The organism is Verrucosispora sp. TAA-831 (assembly GCF_050780145.1).
Classification (GTDB): domain Bacteria; phylum Actinomycetota; class Actinomycetes; order Mycobacteriales; family Micromonosporaceae; genus Micromonospora.
On record NZ_CP192240.1, the window covers coordinates 1,107,839 to 1,129,112 of the forward strand.

Below are 21,274 nucleotides of genomic sequence, written 5' to 3' on the forward strand. Positions count from 1 at the left end.
GAAGGGACCTCCATGTCTGACACCCTCGCCGAGCGGCTCGCCCAGCTCTCCCCGGAGCGCCGTCGGCTGCTGCTGGAGCGGCTGGGCCGCGGCGACGCGCGTCCCACCGGGATCCCCCGCGCCCCGCGCGACGAGGCACTGCCGCTGTCGTTCGCCCAGGAACGGCTCTACTTCCTGTGGCGGCTGGCACCGGCCTCGGCGGCGTATCACGCGCCGGTGGCGGTACGCCTGACCGGCCCGGTGGACGTGGCGGCGCTGGGCACCGCGCTGTCGGCGGTGGTGGCCCGGCACGAGGTGCTGCGGACCCGCTACGTCGACGGTGCGCAGGGCCCGGAGCAGGTGGTCGACGAGGCGGCCCCGGTGCCGCTGCCGGTGGTCGACGTACCGGCCGGGGCGGAGGCGATGCTGCGTGAGCTGATCGACGCGGAGACGCTGCGGCCGTTCGACCTGGCCGAGGGGCCGGTGCTGCGGGCCACGCTGTTCCGGCGGGCGCCCGAGGAGCACGTGCTGCTGCTGGTGATGCACCACATCGCCTGCGACGGTTGGTCCCTGCCGATCATGTGGCGGGAACTGTCCGCCGTCTACCGGGACGGTGCGGCGGCGGTCGAGCGGCTGCCCGCGCTGCCGGTGCAGGCCGCCGACGTCGCCTGGTGGCAGCGGCGCCGTCAGGCCGACGGCGGGTACGAGCCCGGCCTGCGGCACTGGCAGGAGCAACTGACCGAGGTGCCGGTGCTGGACCTGCCGGTCGCCCGGCCCCGTCCGACCACCCCCACCTTCGCCGGTGACCGGGTGCCGGTCCGGCTGCCCGCGTCGGTCGCCGACGGGCTGCGGGAACTCGGCCGGAGCACCGGCTGCACCCCGTTCGTCGTGCTGCTCGCCGCCTTTCAGGTGCTGCTCTCCCGGCTCTCCGGTCAGCCGGACATCGCCGTCGGTACGCCCGTCGCCGGCCGGGACTCCGACGCCGTCGCCGGGCTGGTCGGCTTCTTCGCCAACACCGTCGTGCTGCGCGGTGACCTCTCCGGCGACCCCACCTTCACCGAGCTGCTGACCCGGGTCCGGGGCGTGGTGCTCGACGGCCTGGCCCACCAGGACGTGCCGTTCGACCAGGTCGTCGAGCGGATCAACCCGGCCCGGGACGCCAGCGCCACCCCGCTGTTCCAGGTCATGTTCACCACCGACGGCGACGCGGCCGGTGCCAACGACGCCTGGGACCTGGGCGACGTGGACGTGCAGCCGTACTCGGGGGCGGCCCAGGGCGCGCAGGTCGACCTCACGCTCGGCCTGCGGGAGAGCCCGGAGGGGCTGACCGGTGAACTCGAGTACAGCGTGGACCTCTTCGACGCCGACGCGGCCGAGCGGATCGTGGAGCACCTGGAACAGTTGCTCACCGGCATCGCCGAGGCACCGGACCGGCCGATCGGCGACTACCGCCTCTCCACCAGCCACGAGCGTCGCCTGGTGCGGGACTGGAACAGCACCCGGCTCAGCTACTCGCCGTCGATCTCCGTCGAGCAGCATTTCGAGGCGTACGCGGACACCACCCCGGACGCGCCCGCGCTGGTCTGGGACGGGCTTACGCTCGACTACGCAGGCGTCGAGGACCGCGCGAACCGGATCGCGAACCTGCTGCGCGGGCTCGGCGTCGGCATCGACGACCGGGTGGCGATCTGTGTCGGACGAGGTCACGACACCGTGGTCGCGCCGCTGGCCGTGCTCAAGGCCGACGCCGCGTTCCTGCCGGTGGACCCGGAGCAGCCCGCCGCCCGCATCGCCGTGCTGCTCGACGACGCCACGCCGACCGTGGTGCTCTGCGACGCCAGCACCGCAGCCGACCTGCCCGCCGGTCCGTGGCGGCTGGTCCGGCTCGACGACCCGGCCACGCTCGCCGACACCTCGGCCGCCCGGCCACCCCGCACCGCGCCGCCGTCCGCCCTCGCGTACGTGATCTACACCTCCGGTTCGACCGGTACGCCGAAGGGCGTGATGGTCACCCGGGGCGGCACGGCGAACCTGCGCGCGGCCTGGACCACCTGGGATCCCGGACCGCTGCGCCGCTGGATGACGATCGCCAGCTCCGCCTTCGACGTCTTCGTCGGTGACGTGGTTCGGAGCCTGGCCTTCGGTAGCTGCCTGGTGCTCGGTCCCCGCTCGCTGGCCCGGGACCCGCAGGCGCTGGTCGACGCGTTGGCGGCCGAGCACGTCGACGCCTTCGACACGGTGCCCGCCGTGCTGACCGCGATCACCGCGCACCTCACCGAGAGCGGCCGACGGCTGCCGGAGGTCAAGCTGCTGATGGTCGGTGCGGACAGCTTCGCGGTCACCGACTACGCCGCCGCGCTGGCCGTGCTGCCGGACGGCGTCCGGATCGTCAACGCCTGGGGCGCCACCGAGACGTCGATCGACAGCACCATGTTCCCGGCCCGGCCCGGGGTGAGCACCGCCTCCGGCATCGTGCCGGTGGGCTCCCCGGTGGCCAACACCGCCGTGTACGTGCTCGACGAGCGGCTACGTCCGGTCCCGATCGGCGTGGTCGGTGACCTGTACGTCGGCGGCCACGGGGTGACCCGGGGCTACCTGAACCGGCCCGGTCTGACCGCCGACCGCTTCCTGCCCGACCCGTACGGCAGCGACAGCGGCAGCCGGCTCTACCGCACCGGTGACCGGGGCCGGTGGCTCGCCGACGGGGTCGTGGAGTTCATCGGCCGCAGCGACGACCAGGTGCAGATCCGGGGTCACCGGGTCGAGCCGGGCGAGATCGAGGCGGTGCTGCGCGGGCACCACGCGGTCAGCGAGGCGTGCGTGGTGGCGGTCCGGGACGGGGTCTCCCACCACCGGCTGGTGGCCTACGTGGTGGCCGCGACCGGCACCGCGCCCACCGGCGGTGACCTGCGGGCGTACCTGGACGAGCGCCTGCCGGCGCAGTTGCGGGTCTCGGCGTTCGTGCCGATCGACCGGCTGCCCCGCACGCTCAGCGGCAAGGTGGACAAGGCCCGGCTGCCGGCGGTCACACCCGAGGACGGCACGGTGGACCGGGTCGCCCCGCGCGACGACACCGAACGGGCCGTGGCGCAGGTGTGGCAGCAGGTGCTGGGCCGCACCGGGCCGATCGGCGTGCACGACGACTTCTTCGAGATCGGCGGGCACTCGCTGCTGGCCACCCGGGTCGTCTTCGGTCTGCGGCAGGCCCTCGGGATCGAACTGCCGGTGCAGGCGGTGTTCGACGCCCCCACGGTCGCCTCGATGGCCGCCCGGCTCGCCACCACCGTGCACATCGCCGGCCCGGCCCCGATACCGGTGCCCCGCCTGTCCGACGGGATGCCGCTGTCGTACGCGCAGGAGCGGCTCTACTTCCTCTGGCAGTACGCGCCGGAGTCACCGGCGTACAACATGCCGGTCGCGGTACGGCTGCACGGCGCGCTCGACGTGGACGCCCTGGCCGGTGCGCTCGGCGACGTGGTCGCCCGGCACGAGATCCTGCGGACCCGCTACGTCGCCACCGACGACGGCCCGGTGCAGGTGGTCGACGCCCCGTACCGGGTCGAGCTGCCCGTGGTCCCGGTCACCGGCCTCGCCGACGACCTGATCACCCGGGTCCTGCACGACGAGTGGGCCCGCTCCTTCGACCTCGGCACCGGCCCGGTGCTGCGCGGCTTCCTGCTGCGGGTCGGCGACCACGACCACGTGCTGCTGGTGGTGCTGCACCACATCGCCTACGACGGCTGGTCCCACCAGGTCGTCTGGCGTGAGGTGACCGAGTGCTACCGGGCCCGGCGGACCGGCACCGCGCCGGACCTCGACCCGGTGACCCTGCACTACGCCGACTTCGCCTGGTGGCAGCGGGAGCGGCGGGACAGCGGCCGGTACGAGGAGGCGCTCGACTACTGGCAGGGGCAACTCGCCGACCTGCCGGTGCTGCGGCTGCCGCTGGACCGGCCGCGCCCGGCGACGCCCAGCTTCGCCGCCGACCGGGTCCGGCTGGAGGTGCCGGCGGAGACCGTCCGGCGGCTGCGGGACCTGTCCGCGGCGCGGGGCGTCACGCCGTTCATGGTGCTGCTGACCGCCTTCCAGGTGCTCCTGGCCCGGGTCAGCGGCCAGCGCGACATCGCCGTGGGTACCCCGGTCACCGGCCGCGACCACCCCGAACTCGCCGACGTGGTCGGCTTCCTGGTCAACAGCGTCGTGGTCCGCACCGAGCTGGGCGACAGCCCGCACGGCCCGACCTTCGCCGAGCTGCTGGAACGGGTACGCGGCACGGTGCTCGGCGCGCTCAGCCACGCCGAGGTGCCTTTCGACCAGGTGGTGGAGCGACTCAACCCGGTCCGGGACCAGAGCATGTCGCCGCTGTTCCAGGTGATGTTCACGCTGGCCGGTGCCGAGGACGAGCCCACCGGGCTGGCCGACGTCGAGGTGCGGACGCAGGATCTGGCGCTCTCGTCGCTCCAGTTCGACCTGGCGCTGATGATGCACCTGGTCGACGACCGGCTCACCGGTGAGGTCTACTTCGCCACCGACCTGTTCGACCACACCACCGTCGAGCTGCTGGCCGACCGGCTGGTCCGGCTGCTGGACAACCTGGTGGCGGAGCCGACGGCGCCGGTCTGCGCGGTGGAGATCCTGGCCGAGCGGGAACGGCGGGATCTGCTCACCACCTGGGCGGGCAGCGCCGGTGCGCCGTCCACCCTGACCCTGCCGGAACTGTTCGAGGCACAGGTCGCGGCCACTCCGTCGGCCCCCGCTGTCGAGGCGGACGGGCGCACGCTGCGCTACACCGAGCTGAACGAGCGGGCCAACCGGCTGGCGCGGGCCCTCGTCGCCCGGGGGGTCGGCCCGGAGCGGACCGTCGCGCTCGCGCTGCCCCGCTCGATCGACCTGATCGTCGCCATCGTCGCGGTCGCCAAGACCGGCGCGGCCTACCTGGCGGTGGACCTCACGTACCCCGCCGAGCGGCTCGCCTTCCTGCTCGACGACAGCGCGCCCACGGTGGTGCTGACCACCCGGGCCGGGCTGGCCGTGCCACCCGTGGCGGCGGCGTCCGCGACGGTGGTGCTGGAGGAGATCGACCTGGCGGCGGCCCCGGCGAACCTGTCCGACAGCGACCGGCTCAGCCCGCTGCGGGTCGCCGACGCGGCGTACCTCATCTACACCTCGGGCTCCACCGGTCGGCCCAAGGGCGTCGAGGTGACCCACGCCGGTCTGGCCGGACTGTTGGCCAACCAGATCGTCCGGCACGACGCCCGACCCGGCGCGCGGGTGTCGCAACTGGTGTCACCGAGCTTCGACGTGATGGTGGCGGAGGTGTCGATGGCGCTGCTGACCGGCGGCTGCCTCGTGGTGTCGCCGACCACCGTCGCGGGCGAGGAACTCCACGCCTACCTGGCCGAGCAGCGGATCAGTCACGCGCACATCCCGCCGTCGGTGCTGGCCACCGTGCCGCAACGGGAACTGCCGCACCTGCGCACGATCATCACCGGTGGCGAGGGCTGCCCGCCCGACGTGGCCGCGTACTGGTCGACCGGGCGTCGCATGGTCATCGCGTACGGGCCGACCGAGGCCACCATCGACGTCAGCTCCCGGGTGTACGGCGCGGACAGCCCGCCCGACCCGCAGTCGGTCCGCGCCGACATCGGTCGCACCATCCAGGGCGCCCGGGTCTACGTGCTGGACGAGGGGCTGCGCCTGGTGGCACCGGGGGCGGCCGGCGAACTGTACGTGGCCGGTCCCGGGCTGGCCCGTGGCTACCGGGGACGGCCCGGACTGACCGCCTCGCGGTTCCTCGCCGACCCGTACGGACCGGCCGGGTCGCGCATGTACCGCACCGGTGACCTGGTGCGGTGGCGGCCGGACGGCGGGTTGAGCTTCCTCGGCCGCGCCGACGAGCAGGTCAAGGTGCGCGGGTTCCGGGTGGAACTGGGCGAGATCGAGGCGGTGCTGGCGGCGGGCCCCGGGGTGGGCCAGGTGGCGGTGGTGGTCCGCGAGGACCGGCCTGGCGACCAGCGGCTGGTGGGTTACGTCTGCGCGGCGGACGGCGCCCGGGTCGACGTGGAGGAGCTGCGGGCATCGGCGGCCGAGCGGCTGCCCGGCTTCATGGTGCCGTCGGCGATCGTGAAGCTGTCGGCGTTGCCGCTGACGCCCAACGGCAAGCTGGACCGGGCCGCGTTGCCGGCACCGACCCGCGACGTCGGTGGCGGACGCCGGCCGGTCGGTCCCCGCGAGTCGGTGCTGTGCGGGCTGTTCGCCGAGGTGCTCGGCGTCGACCGGGTCGGCGTGGACGACGGCTTCTTCGACCTGGGCGGGCACTCGCTGCTGGCCACCCGCCTGGTCTCCCGGGTGCGGTCGGTGCTGGGGGTGGAGCTGACCATCCGGGCGTTGTTCGAGAACCCGACGGTGGCCACCCTCGCCAAGGCCATCGACCCCACGGTGACCGCCCGACCGGCGGTCCGCCCGGTGCCGCGCGGCGAGCGCATCCCGCTCTCCTTCGGCCAGCAGCGCCTGTGGTTCCTGGACCGGATGGACGGCACCGACACCGGTGCCCGCAACACGCCGATCGCGTTGCGGCTGTCCGGCCCGCTCGACGCCGAGGCGCTCGCCGCCGCCGTCGCCGACCTGGTGGCGCGGCACGAGCCGCTGCGTACCGTGTTCGGCGAGGAGGGCGGGGTGCCCTTCCAGACGGTCCTGCCGCCGACCCGACCGCCGATGCCGGTGCGGGACGTCGCCGAGGCGGACCTCGCCGACGCGCTGGCCTCGGCCACCGCGCAGGGGTTCGACCTCGCCGCGCAGATCCCGCTGCGGGCCCAGTTGTTCCGGATCGATCCGGAACTGCACGTGCTGCTGCTGGTCATGCACCACATCGCGGTCGACGGGGCGTCGCTGGCACCGCTGAGCCGGGACCTGGCCGACGCCTACTCGCTGCGGCGGCAGGGCAAGGCACCACAGTGGTCGCCGCTGCCGGTGCAGTACGCCGACTACGCGGTCTGGCAGCGGGAGATCCTCGGCGACGACGGCGACCGGGACAGCGAGGTCAACCGGCAGCTCGACTACTGGCGGGCCAACCTGGCCGGTTCGCCGGAGGAGTTGTCGCTGCCCACCGACCGGCCCCGCCCGCCGGTGGCGAGTTACGCGGGGGACACCGTCGCCCTGCGGCTCGACGCCGACCAGCACGACGGGCTGTTGCGCCTGGCCCGTGACCGGCGGCTGAGCCTGTTCATGGTGGTGCAGGCCGGGCTCGCCGCGCTGCTGTCCCGGATGGGCGCGGGCCCCGACATCCCGATCGGCACCCCGTCGGCGGGCCGGAGCGACCCGGCGCTGGAGGCGATGGTCGGCTACTTCGTCAACACGCTGGTGCTGCGCACCGACGTCGGCGGCGACCCGACCTTCGTGGAGCTGCTCGACCGGGTACGCGACACCGACCTGGCCGCCTACGACCACCAGGACGTGCCCTTCGAACGGGTCGTGGAGGCGGTCAGCCCGACCCGTTCGCTGGCCCGGTTCCCGCTGTTCCAGGTGCTGCTGGCCTTCCAGAACAACGCCTCGGCGGCGTTCGACTTCGCCGGGTTGCAGGTCAGCCACGAGGCGGTCCGGCACGGTGTGTCCGAGTACGACCTGACGCTCGACGTCTTCGAGGACTACGGCCCGGACGGTTCCCCGGCGGGACTGCGCGGCTACCTGGAGTACTCGACCGACCTGTTCGACGAACCGTCGGTGACCGCCCTGGCCGAGCGCCTGGCGCGTCTGCTCTCCGCCGCCGCCGTCGACCCGCACCTGCCGGTCAGCGAGCTGGAGGTGATGTCGGCGCAGGAGCGTCGAGCGCTCACCGAGGACTGGATGGGCCCGGTCCGGCCCGCGCCGCCGGTACGGCTGATCGACCTGCTCGCCGAGCAGGTGGCGGCCACCGGTGACGAGGTGGCGGTGGTCCACGACGAGCACCGGATGACCTTCGCCGAGCTGGACGGGCGGGCCAACCGGTTGGCCCGGTTGCTGGTGGACCGGGGGGTCGGCCCGGAGCGGGTGGTCGCGCTGGCCGTACCGAGGTCGGTGGAGATGGTCGTGGCGCTGTTCGCGGTGCTCAAGGCCGGTGGCGCGTACCTGCCGCTGGACCTGGAGCATCCGGCGGACCGGCTGGCGTTCATGCTGGCCGACGCCGCACCGGTGGTCGTGCTCGGCACCGCCGCCGGACTCGCGGCGCTGCCCCCGCTGACCACTCCCGTGGTGCAGCTCGACGACGAGGCGGTCCGCACCGAGCTGGCCGCGCTCTCCGACGCGGAACTGGCCGACCCGGAGCGCCTCGTGCCGCTGCGACCGGAGAACCCCGCGTACGTCATCTACACCTCCGGCTCGACGGGCCGACCGAAGGCGGTCGTCATCGAGCACCGGGGCATGGTGAACCTGTACTGGAGCCACCGCAACACGTTCTTCCGCCCCGAGGTGGCGGCGGCCGGGGGCGGCCGACTGCGGATCGGCTTCACCGCGCCGCTGACGTTCGACACCTCGTGGGACTCGCTGCTCTGGATGCTCGACGGGCACGAGCTGCACGTCATCAACGACTTCGTCCGCCGGGACGCGGAGGCGTTCGTCGACTACATCGACCGGCATCGGATCGGGTTCGTGGACCTGACGCCGTCGTTCATGCAGCAACTCGTCGCGGCCGGCATGTTCGCCGACGGCCGGCACCACCCGACCGTGCTGATGGTCGGCGGCGAGGCCGTCACCGAGACGCTGTGGAACGCGATGCGGGCCACCCCGGACACGGCCAGCTACAACTTCTACGGCCAGACCGAGTGCTCCAACGACACCGCGGCGTACCGGGTCGCGGACGGGGACGTGCCGCTGATCGGCAAGCCGATCCTCAACTCCCGGCTGTACGTGCTGGACGAGGCGCTGCGGATGGTGGCCCCGGGCGCGGCCGGTGAGCTGTACGTGGCCGGCGCCGGGCTGGGCCGGGGCTACTGGGGACGGGCCGGGCTCACCGCGACCCGGTTCGTCGCCGACCCGTTCGGCCCGCCCGGTTCGCGCATGTACCGCACCGGTGACGTGGTGCGGTGGGGACTCGACGGCAACCTCAGCTTCGTCGGGCGCGCCGACGACCAGGTGAAGGTGCGCGGGTTCCGGGTGGAACTCGGCGAGATCGAGGCCGTCCTGGCCGCCGACCCCGCCGTCGGCCAGGTCGCCGTGGTGGTACGCGAGGACCGCCCCGGCGACCAGCGACTGGTCGCCTACGTCTGCCCGGTCGCCGGTGGACAGGTCGACCTGGCCGCGCTGCGGGCGCAGGCCGGGGAACAACTGCCCGGCTTCATGGTGCCCTCGGCGCTGGTGCCGATGGACTCGCTGCCGCTGACCCCGAACGGCAAGCTGGACCGCACGGCGCTGCCCGTCCCGGAGTCGACCGGCGGCGCCGGTGGCCGGGGGCCGGTGGGCCCCCGCGAGACGGTGCTCTCCGCCCTGTTCGCCGAGGTGCTGGGCCTGGACTCGGTCGGTGTCGACGACGGCTTCTTCGACCTGGGCGGCCACTCGCTGCTGGCCACCCGCCTGGTGTCCCGGGTCCGCGCCGCGCTGGGCGTGGAGCTGACCATCCGGGCGCTGTTCGAGAACCCGACCGTGGCCGGTCTCGCCGCTGCCGTCGAGTCCGGGGTGACCGCCGACCCGTTCGACGTGCTGATGCCGATGCGCGTGCACGGTGCCGGTGAGCCGCTCTTCTGCGTACACCCGGTCGGCGGTCTGAGCTGGTGCTACTCCGGGCTGCTGCGGCAGGCGGGCATCGACCGGCCGATCTACGGGTTGCAGGCGCGCGGCGCGGACGGCGGCGAGGTGCTGGCCGGCAGCGTCGAGGAGATGGCCGCCGACTACCTCGCCGAGATCCGGCGGGTCCAGCCGCACGGCCCCTACCACCTGCTCGGCTGGTCCTTCGGCGGTCTGGTAGCGCACGCCATGGCGACCCGCCTACAGGCCGACGGCGAGCGGGTCGCGGTGCTCACGCTGATCGACAGCTACCCGGCGATGGACGTGGAGGACGTCCGGGTGGAGACCGCGGCGGAAGCCCGCGCGCTCCTCTTCGACGCCCTCGGCCGACCGGGTTCGGCCACCGACGGCGCCGACGACGGGGACCGGCCCGATCCGGGCGACGAGCTGCTCGACGCCAAGACCGTGGCGGCGCTGACCGGGGTGGTGCTGAACAACGCCCGCCTGATGGACGCGTTCACGCCCCGGCGCTTCCACGGCGACGTGCAGTTGTTCGTGGCCACGCAGACCTGGGACGACCGCCTCGACCCGGCCACGGTCTGGCAGGCGTACGTCGACGGCCGGGTCGACGTGCTGCCGGTCGACTGCGAGCACGACCGGATGACGCAGGCACCGGCACTGGACACCATCGGCCCGGCGTTGGCCGACCGGTTGCGGCACGCCCGCGACCACGAGATCACCACGACATGAGAGGAACCACCGATGACGCAGCCGGATGACGTCCGTTTCAAGGTCGTGGTCAACCACGAGGAGCAGTACTCGGTGTGGTGGTCGGACCGGCCGAACCCGCCGGGCTGGCAGGACGAGGGCACCGGCGGCACCCGGCAGGAGTGCCTCGACCACATCGACCGGGTGTGGAAGGACATGCGGCCGCGCAGCGTGCGGACCGTTCGGGAAGCGATCCAGGGAGCGCAGGCATGATGATCCGTAACGTTGTCATCGTCGGTGGTGGGACCGCCGGCTGGATGACCGCCACCTACCTCAAGACCGCCTTCCAGGACCGGATCTCGGTGACCCTCGTCGAGTCGGCGGCGGTCGGCACGATCGGCGTCGGCGAGGCGACGTTCAGCACCATCCGGCACTTCTTCGACTACCTGGGTCTGGACGAGCGGGACTGGATGCCGCAGTGCAGCGGCTCCTACAAGCTGGCCATCAAGTACGACAACTGGCGCGGCGACGGCAGCCACTTCTTCCACCCGTTCGAGCGGCTGCGGACCTCCGACGGGTTCACCGCCGCCGAGTGGAACCTGGCCCTCGGCGACCCGACCGAGAGCTTCGACCGGGGCTCGTTCATCACGCCGTACCTGTGCGAGGCGGAGCGCTCGCCCCGGATGCTCGACGGGACCCTCTTCACCGCCAGCCTCGACGGTGAGCTGGGCCGGTCCACCCTGGACGAGCAACGGGCGCAGTTCCCGTACGCCTACCACTTCGACGCCGCGCTGATGGCCCGCTACCTGACCAAGCTCGGTGTCGCGCAGGGCGTCCGGCACGTGGTCGACGACGTGGTCGGCGTCGGGCAGGACGAGCGGGGCTGGATCACCCACGTCTCCACCCGCAACCAGGGCGACGTCACCGGTGACCTCTTCGTGGACTGCACCGGCTTCCGGGGCCTGCTGATCAACCAGACGTTGAAGGAGAAGTTCGTCTCCTTCACCGACGTGCTGCCGAACAACCGCGCGGTGGCGCTGCGGGTGCCCCGGGACATGGCCGAGCACGGGATCGCGCCGTACACCAGGGCCACCGCCAAGGACGCCGGCTGGATCTGGACCATCCCGCTGTACGGCCGGATCGGCACCGGCTACGTCTACTCCGACCAGTTCTGCGAGCCGGAGGAGGCCGAGCGCACGCTGCGCGAGTTCGCCGCCCCCGGGCAGGACGAGCTGGAGGCCAACCACATCCGGATGCGGATCGGTCGCAACGAGCGCTCCTGGGTGAACAACTGCGTCGCGGTCGGCCTGTCCAGTGGCTTCGTCGAGCCGCTGGAGTCCACCGGCATCTTCTTCATCCAGCACGCCATCGAGCAGTTGGTGAAGCACTTCCCGGACAACACCTGGGACGAGACGCTGATCCGCGGCTACAACGACAAGGTCGCCCGGGTCATCGACGGGGTCAAGGAGTTCCTGGTCCTGCACTACGTCGCCTCGCCCCGGCAGGACACCGACTACTGGCGGGAGACCAAGGTCCGCGCCATCCCGGACGGGCTTGCCGAGCGGCTGGAGACCGCGGCGGTGCGGCTGCTCGACGAGAGCACCATCTACCCGTACTACCACGGGTTCGAGGTCTACTCGTGGATCACCATCTGCCTCGGCATGGGTCTGGCGCCGAAGAGTCCCCGGCCGGCCCTGGCGCACATCGACCCCACCCGCGCGTCGGCCGAGCTGGCCAGTATCCGGGCCGACGCCGAGCGGCTGGTGAAGACCCTGCCCAGCGCCTACGAGTACCTCAGCACCATCCAACCGGCGGCGGAGGGGTGATGACGGTCGTACCGATGCGTCCCGGGTCGCAGCCGTCGCTGGCCGATGGCTGCCGCACCTTCATGAGCGGCTTCCCGACCGGGGTGGCGGTGGTGACCAGCGTCGACGGCGAGGGTGCGCCGTGGGGACTGACCTGCTCGTCGCTGATGAGCGTCACGCTGGAGCCGCCGACCCTGCTGGTCAGCCTCAAGGTGGGCAGCCGCACGCTGGCCGCCATCGAGGACCGGGGGCGGTTCGCGGTCAACCTGCTGCACGCCCGGGGCCAACGGGCGGCCGAGGTCTTCGCGACCGGCCAGGCGGACCGCTTCCACCAGGTGGTCTGGCAGCCCCGGGGCGACGACCGGCTGCCGTGGCTGGTGGAGGACGCCTGCGGGTTCGCCGCCTGCGCCCTCTCCGACGTCCGGGTCGTCGGTGACCACGCGCTGGTGGTCGGGCAGGTCTCCGACGTCCAGTACACCGCCGACACCCCACTGCTGTACGGGTTGCGCCAGTACTCGCGGTGGCAGCCCTCGATCGTGGAAGGGTCCACGTGCGCCAGCTAGTCCTCGTCAACATGCCCTTCGCCGACCGGCGTCGACCGTCGTTCGCGCTCAGCCAGCTCTCCGCGTTGGTCCGCCGGGACTTCCCGGACGAATTCGACGTACGGGTCTGCTACATCAACCACGACTTCGTCCGCTACTTCGGCGCCCAGGAGTACGACGCCATCGCCGGGGACATGGACTTCCACGTCGCCGGGGTGGGGGACTGGATGTTCCGGCAACTCGCCTTCCCGGAGCTGCCGGACAACGTCGACGAGTACTTCAGCCGCTACTTCACCGGCCCGGCTAAGGCCGACCTGCGGCGTACCGTGCTGCGTCGCCGCGAGGGTCTCCCGGACTTCCTGCGCTCGATGGTGGAGAAGTACCGGCTCGACGAGGCGGACCTGCTTGGCTTCAGCTCGATGTTCACCCAGAACCTGCCCAGTCTCGCGGCGGCCCGGATGGTCAAGGACCGCAACCCGGCGGTGACCACGCTGATCGGCGGCGCCAACTGCGAGGCGCCGATGGGCGCGGCGTTGGCGCAGAACTGCCCGCAGCTCGACTTCGTCTTCTCCGGGCCGGCGCTGGTCACGTTCCCCGAGTTCCTGCGCAGCGTGCTCGACGACGACCTGGAGCGGGCGCACCGGATCCGTGGCGTCGTCACCCGGCGCAACCAGATGGAGAGCCGCTACCGCAAGGGGATCGGCCCCAACGCCGACATCGACGACTACTTCGACCCGGACTACACCGAGTTCCGTGAGTCGTTCGACCAGATGGTGCAGCTTCCGGCCGCCGCGGCGGAGCCGATGCTGTTCTTCGAGACCTCGCGGGGCTGCTGGTGGGGCGAGCGGGCGCACTGCACGTTCTGCGGCCTCAACGGGCAGACCATGGCCTACCGGGCGATGCGACCGGAGAACGCGCTCAAGCAGTTCGACTGGCTGTTCTCGCACGCGCCGTGGGCCAAGAAGTACTGCTGCACGGACAACATCATGCCGATGGACTACCTCACCGAGGTGTTCCCGAAGCTCGACCCGCCCGAGGGCATCTCGATCTTCTACGAGGTGAAGGTCGGCCTGGACATCGAGGACATGACGGTGCTGGAACGCGCCGGGGTGAACGAGATCCAGCCGGGCATCGAGGCGATGGCGACACCGACGCTCAAGCTGATGCGCAAGGGCACGTCGTCGTTCCAGAACATCCAGTTCCTGAAGAACTGCCTGCGGCTCGGGATCAGCCCGGTCTGGAACCTGCTGATCGGGTTCCCCGGCGAGGCCGAGGAGACCTACCGGCGCTACGTCGAGGACCTGCCGCTGCTGTCCCACCTGCCGCCGCCGCAGGGCTGCTTCCCGGTGCGGTTCGACCGGTTCAGCCCGTACTTCAACAACGCCGCCGAGTACGGGCTCGACCTGGAACCGGTGGACCACTACCGGCTGACGTACCCGTTCGACCGCGACGGGCTGCGCGACGTGGCCTACTACTTCGCCGACCAGAACGTCTCCGACTACATGATCTCGTCGGCGACCTGGCTGCGTCCGCTGCGCGAGCGGGTCGGGCAGTGGAACACGGCGTGGGCGGCGGGCAGCGGCCCGGCGCTGACCCTGACCCGGACCGACGGTGGCACCACCGTCCGGGACACCCGCTCGGGTGCCGAGCTGGTGTACCCGATCGACGACGTCGACACCGAGCTGCTGCTGCACCTGGACAAGCCGGTCCGGGTGGACAAGCTGGGTGGCGAGCTGCCGCATCTGGCCGACGTGCTGGAGAAGCGGCTGGCCGGACTGCGGGAACGCGGGCTGCTCTTCTTCGAGGGGCACCGGGTGATGAGTGTCTGCGTCTCCGACAGCGACGTCGACCCGATGCCCCGCCCGCGCCGCACCGTGGTCGGCGGGACCCGGTCACTGCCGCTGACGCCGACCCGACCGGCCCGGAACCTGTCCCTTCCGGTGGCCTGACCCAGGATCTCGAAGGAGCCAGTCATGCCACTCGTCGTGGCCAACGGCACGAAGATCAGCTACGCCGAGCGTGGCACCGGGGAGCCGGTCGTCCTGGTGATGGGGACCGGCAGCCCGGGCAGCGTGTGGCAACTGCACCAGGTGCCGGCGCTGGTGGCCGCCGGGCACCGGGTCGTGACCTTCGACAACCGTGGGGTCGCGCCGCTGCCGCCGGGCACGGCCAAGCCGACCGTGGAGGATCTCGTCGGCGACGTCGTCGCCCTGGTCGAGCGCCTCTGCGGCGGTCGGGCCCGGCTGGTCGGCACGTCGATGGGCGCGCACGTGGTGCAGGAGGTGATGGTCACCCGGCCGGAGCTGGTGCAGCAGGCGGTGCTGATGGCGACGCGGGGCCGGACCGACACCTTCCGGGGCGCGCTCGCCACCGCGGAGGCGGCCATCGCGCTGGGGGAGGCGAAGCTGCCGCCGCAGGCGTACGCCGTGTGGCGGCTGATCCAGAGCCTGTCCCCGCACACGCTCAACGACGAGAAGCAGGCCCGCTCCTGGCTGGACCTGATGGAGTTCTTCCCACCCTCCCTCGAGGTGGCCGAGGCCCAGACCGAACTGGAGCGGATGGCGGACCGGCTCGACGCGTACCGGGCCGTCACACCGCCGCCGGACGGCACTCTGGTGGTCGGCTTCGCCGACGATCTGGTGACGCCGCCGCATCTGGGTCGGGAGGTGGCCGAGGCGATCCCCGGCGCCCGGTTCAGCGAGGTCGCCCGCTGCGGGCACTTCGGCTATCTGGAGCGGCCGGACGCCGTCAACGCCCTGCTCGTCGAGTTCTTCCGGTCAGCCGTGGGGTGACCGTGTTCATGCCGCATGTTCGACGCGATGAAAAGTGCGCTGTCCGCGCCGCGATCGGTGGCCCGGACATGGGCGAAAACGGCGTAAGAGAAGCGAATAGGAGGTAACTGTGGAAGCTTCTGTGGTGGATCCCCTCGCGAGACTCGCGGCGCACGAGGTCAGCTCGGCAGAGTTGACCGAGGCACGTGAGCACCTCGCGAAGTACGGTTTCACAAAAGTGTCCTTCATCGTTCCGCAGGAATTGAAGGAAACCGTCGCGACCGAGGTGTTGAACCTGGTCGGCGAGGCCGGGGTCCGCCGTGACCTGCGGTTCGCGGCCACCGGCAACACACTGCGCCGGATGCGCAACGTGCGACGGGACGAGGTGGCCGAGCGCAGCACGGTCATTCCGGCGGTGTACGAGTCGCAGGCCCTGCTCGCGCTGCTGTCCAAGGTGGCCGGCGAGGCGGTGCTGCCCTGCCCGTACGAGCCGGAGCAGTACGTCATCACCCGGCTCGAGGAGAGCGGCGACACGCACGGCTGGCACTGGGACGACTACGCCTTCGCGCTGGTCTGGATCATCGAGTGCCCGGCGGTCGAGCACGGCGGCTTCGTGCAGTGCGTGCCGGGGACGACGTGGAACAAGGAGAATCCGGAGATCCACCGGGCGTTTCTGGCCGGGCCGACCTATTCGGCCTCCTTCGTGCCCGGTGACCTCTATCTGATGCGCACCGACACCACCTTGCACAGGGTCTATCCGATCACCGGGGGAGTACGGACGATCATCAACATGGGTTACGCCGCCACCACCGATCTGGATCGACACATCTCACACGAGACGATGGACGCGTTGTGGGCTGAGTCGTCTCCGGCGGCGCCGCAGATCCGCTAAAGGAGGAACAAATGACCGACACCATCGTCGAGACATATTCGGTGGACGCTCCCTCGTACACGGTCGGAGCAGCCGCGAGCCTCTTCTCGTCCTACGTGGTCACTTCGGCGATCTCCGCCAGCCACCAGATCGGCCTGCTCGACCTGTTGCACGCCGAGGGCGGCACGGACGTGGCCACGGCCGCCGGCAACCGCCTCGACCACGGCGTGGTCCGTCGGCTGCTGGACACGCTGGTCTGGGCGAAGGTGGTCGAGCCCGACGGGGACCGGTACACCGTCGGGCCGGGCTTCGCCGACGTCTACGCCGCCCGGGGCTACTTCTACTGGGTGGTCAAGGGGTGTGGCGAGCTGTTCTCCATCGCCCCGGACGTGGCCGCGCCCGAGCAGCGGGTGGGCGACTTCTACCACCGCGACATGCGGGCCGTGGCGATCGGCTCCCGCCTGATCGGCGACAGCGAGGTGGAGCCGCTCTTCGACGAGATCGTCACCGGGCTCGACTTCGCCGCGATCGCCGACCTCGGCTGCGGTTCCGGGCAGCGCCTGATCCGGATCGCCGAGCGGGACCCGTCGGTCAGCGCGGTCGGCGTCGACATCGCCCGGGGTTCGGTGGAACTGGCCGAGAAGTCGGTGGCCGACGCGGGTCTGGAGGGTCGGGTCCACATCGTCCAAGGCGACGTGCTGACCCTGGAGCCCACCGAGGTCTTCGCCGACGTGGAGGTGGTGACCTGCGTCTTCATGGGCCACGACTTCTGGCCGATGCAGCGCTGTGTCGACGGGCTGGCCAACCTGCGTCGGGCGTTCCCGAACGTCAAGCGACTGCTGCTCTGCGACGTGGTCCGCACCCCGGGGCCGGCGAGCCCGGAGACGACCACCATCTTCACCCTCGGCTTCGAGTTGATCCACGCCCTGATGGGCGTCTACATCCCCAGTCGGGAGGAGTGGTTGGAGGCGTTCGAGGCGGCCGGGTGGGACCTGGTCCGCGAGCGTCACGTGGCCGCGCCTCCGTCCGGGATCCTCTTCGAGTTGGTCCCGTCGGCCCCCAGGAGCGCCTGAGATGTCCAACCCGTTCGACCGGCCTGACGGCACATACCTGGTGCTGGTCAACGCCGAAGCGCAGTACTCCCTGTGGCCCGAGTCGAACCCGGTGCCCGACGGCTGGACGGTGGCACACGGCCCGGCCGGGCGTGACGACTGCCTGGCCTTCGTCGAGGTCACCTGGACGGACATGCGGCCGGCGAGTCTGGCCCGGGCGATGGCGGCGGACTCCGGAGCGTCCCGGTGACCACCGACTGGCCCCGATACCAGCTCAGTGACGCCGACCTGACGGCGTTGCGCGCGATCGTCGAGACCGTCCGGTCGACCGGTGACGTGGATCCTCGGCAGCCGGACTTCTACGACCGCCACCGCTCCGCGGTGCGGCACCTGCCGGCCGGTCTGTGGGAGTTCCTGGACGAGTTCCGGCACGGCGAGCCGGCGGCGGCCTGCTCGGTGCTCGGCTTCCCGGTCGACGACCGGCAGGTCGGGCCGACGCCGACGCACTGGGACGCCGAGCGGCGGGGCGGCCACGTCACCGAGGTCGAGGTGTTCATGGCGCTGTGCGGCATGGCGCTGGGGGATCCGTTCACCTGGACCACGCTCCAGGGCGGCCGGCTCGTCCAGAACATCGTGCCGATCGCGGGCGACGAGGCGCGGCAGAACGGCCACGGCAGCGAGGCGTTGCTGGAGTTCCACACCGAGGACGCCTTCCACCCGAGCCGCTGCGACTATCTGCTGCTGTTCGGGGTCCGCAACGAGGACAAGGTGGCCACCACGGTGGCGTCGGTCCGGGAGTTGGACCTGGACCCGGCCGACGTCGAGGTGCTGCGGCAGCCGCGCTACCACATCCTCCCCGACGACGAGCACATCCGGCAGCTCACCCTGAGCCAGCCGGACCATCCGGCCCTCAGGTCGGTCGAGCGGATGCGGGACGACCCCGAGCCGGTCGCCGTGCTGTTCGGCGATCCGTCCCGGCCGTACCTGCGGATCGATCTGCCCTTCATGCGGTGCGTGGGCGGTGACGACGACGCGGTCGCCCGGCGGGCGCTGGACGCCCTGCACTCGCAGTTGCTCGCGCACCAGCACGACGTGGTGGTGGAGCGCGGCACGCTGCTCATCGTCGACAACTACCAGGCGGTGCACGGCCGCAAGTCGTTCCGGGCCCGGTACGACGGGACCGATCGGTGGCTCAAGAAGTTGACGGTCAGCCGCAACCTGCGGTCGGGCAGCGGGGTGCCGGCGGGTAGCCGGGTGCTGGTCTGACCGGGATCACCGGTGGTGGGCGCGGCCACCGCGCCCACCACGACCCACACGAGAACTGGGAGAGTTCGATGCGGACGGTAATCATCTCCGGTGCCTCCAGCGGCATCGGCTGGGCCACGGCCCAACGGTTCGCCGCGGGCGGGGACCGGGTGTTCAACCTGGACGTGCGGCCCTCCGCCGATCCGCAGAACCCGGCGGTCACGTGGATCGAGACCGACGTCGCGGACTGGTCGGCGGTCCGCGACGCGGTCGCGCAGGTCGCCGAGACCGCGCCGATCGACGTGGTGATCGCCAACGCCGGTATCAGCGTGCGACACGGGGTGCTGGAGTTGACCGAGGCCGACGCCCGACGCGTCGTCGACGTCAACCTGCTGGGTGTACTCGGGCTGTGGCAGGCGGCGGCCCGGGTGATGGTGCGGCGACGGGCCGGCGTGCTGCTGGCCACCGCCTCGGTCAACGGCGCGCGGGGTTATCCGCTCTACGCCGACTACAACGCGACCAAGGCCGGCATCGTGGCACTGTGCCGCACGTTCGCCCTGGAGCTGAGCCCGTGGATCCGGGTGGCCTGTGTCAGCCCGGGTGCGGTGCTGACGCCGATGCAACTGGCCGAGTACACGCCGGCCATGCTCGACGAGGTGAACGCGAAGATCCCCGCCGGACGGCACGCGTCACCGGACGAGATCGCGGCGGCGTTCCACTACCTCGCCTCCCCGGAGGCGAGCTTCCTCACCGGGCAGGAACTGGTCATCGACGGCGCGGAGACCGCCGGGGCGACCACCGCCGTGTTCGGTGCCGACACGAGCGAACGGAGTGAGCAGATCATCGAGGCAGACGCGCCCCGGCAGGGGACGACGCGGAGCGGAGTGCCGGCATGAGGAAGCAGGGAACGACGCGGAGCGGAGTGCCGGCATGAGGAAGCAGGGAACGACGCGGAGCGGAGTGCCGGCATGAGGAAGCAGGGAACGACGCGGAGCGGAGTGCCGGCATGAGGAAGCAGGGAACGACGCGGAGCGGAGTGCCGGCATGAGGAAGCAGGGAACGACGCGGAGCGGAGTGCCGGCATGAGGAAGCAGGGAACGACGCGGAGCGGAGTGCCGGCATGAGGAAGCAGGAGTCGGAGCAGACCAGGAAGACGGTGTTGATGGTGGTGGTCGGTGCGGTCGTGTTGCTGGTGCTCGCCGGGGCGGGTTCGGCCGTGTTCCTGACGGCACGCAGTGGTGGTGTCGCCAAGGACGTGGTGGACGACTACTACCGCGCGTTGGAGGAGCGACGCTTCGACGACGCGTACGGGTCGCTGTGTGCCGAGGTGCGCGCCGACCAGTCCCGGGAGGCGTTCACCTCGGCGGCCGAGGCGCGGCTGCCCAGTTCCCACGAGATGACCGGTGAGCTGCGGGTCAACGGTCTGCCGTGGAAGACCACCGGCACGGTCGGGGTCAGCGTCAGCTATGCCGACGGCACCACGCAGGCGCGGCTGGTGTCGATGCTGCGCGAGGACGGCGACTGGCTGATCTGCGAGCCGTCGGTGTGACCCGCCGCGTCCCCGCCCCGTGGCACCGCACCGCGGGACCTCCCGGGGCGGGGCGCGGACCGGATCACAGCCAGCGTTGCCGCACCGCGTTGGCGCCGGCCTGGAAGCGGCTCTCCGCACCCAGCCGGGTGGTCAGGTCGGACATCATCCGTTGCACGGTGCGGACCGACAGGCCGAGCTTGCGGGCGGTGGCCTCGTCGGTGTAGCCGTCACCGAGCAGTTGGAGCAACTGCCGCTCGGTCGGTTCCAGCCCGTTCTCGTCGGCGCTCGCGGCGGCGCCGAACGGTGTCGCGGTGGACCAGGCGTGATCGAACAGGGTGCTGAGGGCGGCGGTGATCCCTGGGTTGTGGATCTCGATGGCGCCCTTCCGGGCGTCGGTGGGGTCGACCGGCAGCAGCGCGATCCGGCGGTCCACGATGATCATCTGGAACAGCACCACCGGCAGGCAGCGGGTCTCGCCGCCGAGGCTGTTGAACCAGCGGGCGTAGGCCAGCGTGTCCGGGTCGTTGCGGAAGCTCTCCTGATAGATCGACTTGATGGTGACGCCCCGCTCCAGGGCCTCCTGGTTGACCGGCTTGCTGGCGGCCATCGCGTCCGGCCGGTGCGCCCCGCCCGGGTTGAACGAGAGGCACTCCACCTGGGTCAGCCGGGCGAGTTGCTGGAGTCGCTGGCGCACCGAGTCGAGCTGCACGATCTGGATCAGTTGGTCCTGCTGGTCCGGCTGGTCGACGTGGTGTGCCTCGGAGAGCGCGTCGATGGCCGCCTGGGTCGCCTCGATCTCGTACTGCTGTTGGGCGATGTCCGCCTTGGCGCGGGCGAGCAGCGCCGCGAGGCCGACCTTGGGGCTGGTCGGCGTGATCTTGCCGGGGCTGACCGGCGACTCGCGGACCAGGGCGAGTTCGATCAGCTCGTCGAGCGCGTCGTGCACCTTCCGCGTGTCGATCCGCAAGGACTCGGCGATCTCGGCGACCCCCCAGGTCGACTGCCGCAACATGGTCATGTAAACGGCCTCTGCGGTGGTCGATATGCCCAGGGTGCTGAACACTCTGCTCCCTCCCA

13 protein-coding genes are annotated in these 21,274 nt (G+C 71.6%); 12 read left to right on the top strand and 1 reads right to left on the bottom strand.

Going from position 1 to position 21,274, the window contains the following annotated elements:
* Positions 1-12: 12 nt before the first annotated feature.
* From ACQVFL_RS05100 to ACQVFL_RS05155, 12 genes are all read left to right on the top strand, one after another.
* Positions 13-10,422 (top strand): amino acid adenylation domain-containing protein, encoded by a 10,410-nt coding sequence (locus tag ACQVFL_RS05100; protein WP_431728797.1) that lies wholly within the window; start codon positions 13-15, stop codon positions 10,420-10,422.
* Between the two features lie 12 nt (positions 10,423-10,434).
* On the top strand, positions 10,435-10,653 hold the full coding sequence (locus tag ACQVFL_RS05105; RefSeq protein WP_431728798.1) for an MbtH family protein: 219 nt from the start codon (positions 10,435-10,437) through the stop codon (positions 10,651-10,653).
* A complete protein-coding gene (locus tag ACQVFL_RS05110) occupies positions 10,650-12,206 on the top strand; it encodes a tryptophan halogenase family protein (RefSeq protein WP_431728799.1) in 1,557 nt (518 codons plus the stop codon). Before ACQVFL_RS05105 ends, ACQVFL_RS05110 begins: the two co-directional genes overlap by 4 nt.
* Entirely contained in the window at positions 12,206-12,748 is a 543-nt protein-coding gene (locus tag ACQVFL_RS05115; protein WP_396696239.1) for a flavin reductase family protein, read from the top strand. Before ACQVFL_RS05110 ends, ACQVFL_RS05115 begins: the two co-directional genes overlap by 1 nt.
* Complete coding sequence (locus tag ACQVFL_RS05120; RefSeq protein ID WP_431728800.1) at positions 12,736-14,676, top strand: RiPP maturation radical SAM C-methyltransferase; 1,941 nt, start codon at positions 12,736-12,738, stop codon at positions 14,674-14,676. Before ACQVFL_RS05115 ends, ACQVFL_RS05120 begins: the two co-directional genes overlap by 13 nt.
* A gap of 24 nt (positions 14,677-14,700) precedes the next feature.
* Complete coding sequence (locus tag ACQVFL_RS05125; RefSeq protein ID WP_396696243.1) at positions 14,701-15,519, top strand: alpha/beta fold hydrolase; 819 nt, start codon at positions 14,701-14,703, stop codon at positions 15,517-15,519.
* 124 nt (positions 15,520-15,643) lie between these two features.
* Positions 15,644-16,390, top strand: coding sequence for a HalD/BesD family halogenase (locus tag ACQVFL_RS05130; protein ID WP_431728801.1), 747 nt, complete (start codon positions 15,644-15,646; stop codon positions 16,388-16,390).
* Between the two features lie 11 nt (positions 16,391-16,401).
* Entirely contained in the window at positions 16,402-17,442 is a 1,041-nt protein-coding gene (locus ACQVFL_RS05135; protein ID WP_396696247.1) for a class I SAM-dependent methyltransferase, read from the top strand.
* A 1-nt stretch (position 17,443) separates the two neighbouring features.
* On the top strand, positions 17,444-17,671 hold the full coding sequence (locus tag ACQVFL_RS05140) for an MbtH family protein (protein WP_350698966.1): 228 nt from the start codon (positions 17,444-17,446) through the stop codon (positions 17,669-17,671).
* Positions 17,668-18,687 (top strand): guanitoxin biosynthesis L-enduracididine beta-hydroxylase GntD, encoded by a 1,020-nt coding sequence (gntD, locus tag ACQVFL_RS05145; RefSeq protein WP_396696250.1) that lies wholly within the window; start codon positions 17,668-17,670, stop codon positions 18,685-18,687. Before ACQVFL_RS05140 ends, gntD begins: the two co-directional genes overlap by 4 nt.
* A 68-nt stretch (positions 18,688-18,755) precedes the next feature.
* Positions 18,756-19,562, top strand: coding sequence for an SDR family NAD(P)-dependent oxidoreductase (locus ACQVFL_RS05150; protein WP_396698033.1), 807 nt, complete (start codon positions 18,756-18,758; stop codon positions 19,560-19,562).
* Positions 19,563-19,786: 224 nt separating this feature from the next.
* A complete protein-coding gene (locus tag ACQVFL_RS05155; RefSeq protein ID WP_396698032.1) occupies positions 19,787-20,215 on the top strand; it encodes a hypothetical protein in 429 nt (142 codons plus the stop codon).
* Positions 20,216-20,279: 64 nt separating this feature from the next.
* Here ACQVFL_RS05155 and ACQVFL_RS05160 read toward each other — a convergent pair whose 3' ends face one another.
* Complete coding sequence (locus tag ACQVFL_RS05160; protein WP_396698030.1) at positions 20,280-21,260, bottom strand: LuxR C-terminal-related transcriptional regulator; 981 nt, start codon at positions 21,258-21,260, stop codon at positions 20,280-20,282.
* Positions 21,261-21,274: the final 14 nt, after the last annotated feature.

What these genes read in the sequence shown, in the direction of transcription:
- ACQVFL_RS05100 (WP_431728797.1), top strand. Translation starts at nt 13, where the DNA reads ATGTCTGACACCCTCGCCGAGCGGCTCGCCCAGCTCTCCCCGGAGCGC.
- ACQVFL_RS05125 (WP_396696243.1), top strand. Translation starts at nt 14,701, where the DNA reads ATGCCACTCGTCGTGGCCAACGGCACGAAGATCAGCTACGCCGAGCGT.
- ACQVFL_RS05140 (WP_350698966.1), top strand. Translation starts at nt 17,444, where the DNA reads ATGTCCAACCCGTTCGACCGGCCTGACGGCACATACCTGGTGCTGGTC.
- ACQVFL_RS05110 (WP_431728799.1), top strand. Translation starts at nt 10,650, where the DNA reads ATGATGATCCGTAACGTTGTCATCGTCGGTGGTGGGACCGCCGGCTGG.
- ACQVFL_RS05105 (WP_431728798.1), top strand. Translation starts at nt 10,435, where the DNA reads ATGACGCAGCCGGATGACGTCCGTTTCAAGGTCGTGGTCAACCACGAG.
- ACQVFL_RS05155 (WP_396698032.1), top strand. Translation starts at nt 19,787, where the DNA reads ATGAGGAAGCAGGAGTCGGAGCAGACCAGGAAGACGGTGTTGATGGTG.
- ACQVFL_RS05135 (WP_396696247.1), top strand. Translation starts at nt 16,402, where the DNA reads ATGACCGACACCATCGTCGAGACATATTCGGTGGACGCTCCCTCGTAC.
- ACQVFL_RS05115 (WP_396696239.1), top strand. Translation starts at nt 12,206, where the DNA reads ATGACGGTCGTACCGATGCGTCCCGGGTCGCAGCCGTCGCTGGCCGAT.
- ACQVFL_RS05150 (WP_396698033.1), top strand. Translation starts at nt 18,756, where the DNA reads ATGCGGACGGTAATCATCTCCGGTGCCTCCAGCGGCATCGGCTGGGCC.